This window comes from Dethiosulfatibacter sp. (genome assembly GCF_983023055.1).
Genome location: NZ_CEZJXU010000342.1, coordinates 1 through 2,919, shown reverse-complemented (window position 1 = coordinate 2,919; position 2,919 = coordinate 1). Strand labels below are relative to the sequence as shown.

3 protein-coding genes are annotated in these 2,919 nt (G+C 34.6%); 2 read left to right on the top strand and 1 reads right to left on the bottom strand.

What is annotated here, in order from left to right; translation table 11 throughout:
• Positions 1–50: 50 nt before the first annotated feature.
• Positions 51–2,165 carry a sensor domain-containing diguanylate cyclase gene (locus AC3AX0_RS10700; RefSeq protein ID WP_487550276.1) on the bottom strand — a complete coding sequence of 705 codons (2,115 nt, stop codon included), beginning with the start codon at positions 2,163–2,165 and terminating at the stop codon, positions 51–53.
• Positions 2,166–2,298: 133 nt separating this feature from the next.
• Here AC3AX0_RS10700 and AC3AX0_RS10695 point away from each other — a divergent pair, with 133 nt between their 5' ends.
• Both AC3AX0_RS10695 and AC3AX0_RS10690 read left to right on the top strand, forming a co-directional pair.
• Positions 2,299–2,796, top strand: coding sequence for a flavin reductase (locus AC3AX0_RS10695; RefSeq protein ID WP_487550275.1), 498 nt, complete (start codon positions 2,299–2,301; stop codon positions 2,794–2,796).
• Positions 2,797–2,805: 9 nt separating this feature from the next.
• A partial coding sequence (locus tag AC3AX0_RS10690; protein WP_487550277.1) for a hypothetical protein occupies positions 2,806–2,919 on the top strand: 114 nt, incomplete at its 3' end.

Genomic DNA, 2,919 nt, shown 5'->3' with positions numbered 1-2,919 from the left:
TATAATTCTGAAATGTTTTACACAATACTAACACAAATTTTTCATTTCGTCTACAGCATGTTGCTGTACATTGCATATCCACTCTTGCCTCTTGTTTTAACTGAATACATTGCTTCATCGGCTTTTCTGAAGAGTTCTGTTCTTGAGCTTCCATCTTCAGGATAAAGAGATATTCCCATGCTTGCGCCAACTTTGCAGACACCTTGGGATATTATGTATTTCATGGTGATTGAGTGATATACTTCTTTTATTATTTCTTCAAGAGTTTCAATGTCACCGTAATCAGGTATGACCAGTATAAACTCATCTCCTGATAGTCTTCCGGCAAGGGAACCATGCGGTCCGCTGGTACTTAGACGTTTTGCCAGGGTAGCTATTACCATGTCTCCTGCATCATGTCCGTAGGTATCGTTGACAGGCTTGAAGTCGTCAAGATCTATCATTAATACTGCGAACTGGTCTTTCTTGAACATGTCTTGCATATTTTCGTATATTCCGTTTCTGTTATATATTTTTGAAAGTTGGTCATGAGTAGCTACGTGCTTCAGTTCTTTCTCGAATTTTTTTCTGGATGTTATATCTCTTACGAATGAGCAAATATACTGATGATTCTTGTTTGATATTAGGTTATTTTGGATTTCGATGTATTTGATAGATGAATTCCTTGAGCTTTTAATAAAGGATTCAAATGAGAAGATCCTGTTTCTGTTAATATTAGGAAGAAGTATCTGGTTCCACCATCTGTTGTCTATGTTTGTATTGAAATCCATAATTTTTTTATTGTTATAGTCATGAACTGATATTCCAAAGCTTTTTCTAGCTGCATCGTTTGCATATATTACATATCCTTCCATGTCAGTGAAATAAATTTCTTCCAGGGACTTGTTAACGGCAAAGGATGTCTTGTAAAGTTCATCCTCTTTTTGCCAGGAATCAGTTATGTCGAAGACAAGGCAGTTGTCATATCGGTTGTTGTCTTCCTTGTCGCTTATCTGGAGAAGTTTTACTTTCTTGTTAGCATTTATTAAAGTGTATATTCTTTCCTCACTATCCAAATCGTTCTCAGGTGGCTTGAAAAGGCTCATAAGTGCTTTTTCTTCCATTATCAAAGTTTTGTCGTTCATGTTAAGTATCTTTAAAGCTTCCAGTGAGAAATTCTGATAGAGTTTGTTTTGTCGGTCGAATTTCATACTTCCTATATTAGCATGGTTTTCCAGAAGGTTGTATTTATAGTCGGAACTGTTGTAGTCATGAAAATCTGTTATAATCCCCATTATATGATTCATGTCTTCTGTATTGGAATGCTTTGCCTTGAGGGTATACCATTTCCATTTATTTTCCTTTTCTTCAAGTCTGAATTTTAGTGTAAAGCTGTAGTCTTCGTTTGATTCGCAGTATTTCATTTCGTTTCTCAAGAGAACACTGTCTTCTGGATGTAATTTGCTTGAATTAATGAAATCCTTGGGTTTCACAAAGGAAGAAGAGGTGAGGTCCTGGAACACTTTATTGTAGGTGAAGTAGTCTGAATCAATATCCCAGTTGAAAAAGCCTATGTTTGTCTCCTTTGATATGAAGGTCAATAGATTTTCCTCGTCATTTGATATATTGTTTATTGAAGAAATGAGCTTGTTGTCGTGAATCTTTATCTGAGTGAGCTTTTTTTTGTCGGATATAAAATTTGTGATGGATATGAGAGACTCCATATATTCTCCATCCATTGTTGAAATGTGAGCATATTTAGTTTCCCTCTTTGATTTTGTATCAAATGCAACCAGGTTTGTAGTTATGAATTCGTGAATATTTTTTCCCTTCAGTTTGCTGAAGTTGCCTGCTTTCAGTATTTCGACTGCTTTGTTGTTGCCGTTGCTTATTATGTTGTTTTTCACAATGATTATTGCATCGTCAGTGTTGTCAAAAAAATTAATTAGAATATCGTCTTTTTCAATAACGTTTTTCTTATAGAATCTGAAGCCAATTAGATATACAGCAAGTATGATTACAATTACTCCGGTACTAATAATGCTATTGCCGTTGGCTTCATTCAGTCCAAAAAAATCGATCATAAGATCTACTATGTTTGTGTACTGGTCGATCCAGATTATTGATACAAGTAGAGCAAGAGCACATATAAATAGTGTTTTTTCAATTGTCAGAATTTTTCTCATTATATACTCCTCAAAATAAATATAGGTTTATTTTATCAAATTTTACTATAACAATCAATATATACACTTGTTTATGTTATAATAGTCATTATTTATTGAAATTTTCTTAAATTATTTATTTTTGGAGGTATTTATGGAGCTTAATTATCTTGATTTTTCATCAAAGGCCATTGAACAGTTTTCCAAAGGTGGTGCATTTTTGACTGTAAAGGGGATAAAACGTGTCAATACCATGACTATAGGCTGGGGATTTATAGGGAAAATGTGGAACAAGCCTATTTTTATAGCAGCTGTAAGATATTCCAGATTTACATATAAGTTGTTAAAGGAAACAAATGAGTTTACAGTCAGTTTTCCCCTCCAAGGTCAGCTAGTCAAAGAGCTTGCGTTTTGCGGGAAAAAATCTGGAAGAAACTATGACAAGTTTGAAGAGTGCATGATTGAACTTGAGGATGGAGATATTGTTGATACTCCAGTAATAAAGGACTGCAATCTTCACTATGAATGCAAGATAGTATACAGGCAGACTCTGGAGCCTGAACTCATTAAGGAAGAGTTTATAAAGGAAAAATACGAAAATAATGACTATCACATCATGGTATACGGTGAAATAGTATCATGTCACAGCTGAGGAAGATAAATGGCGAAGAAGAAGACTAAATTCATATGTCAGGAATGCGGTTACGAATCTGCTAAGTGGATGGGAAAATGTCCTGCCTGCGAAACCTGGAATACATTTGTGGAAGAAACTATA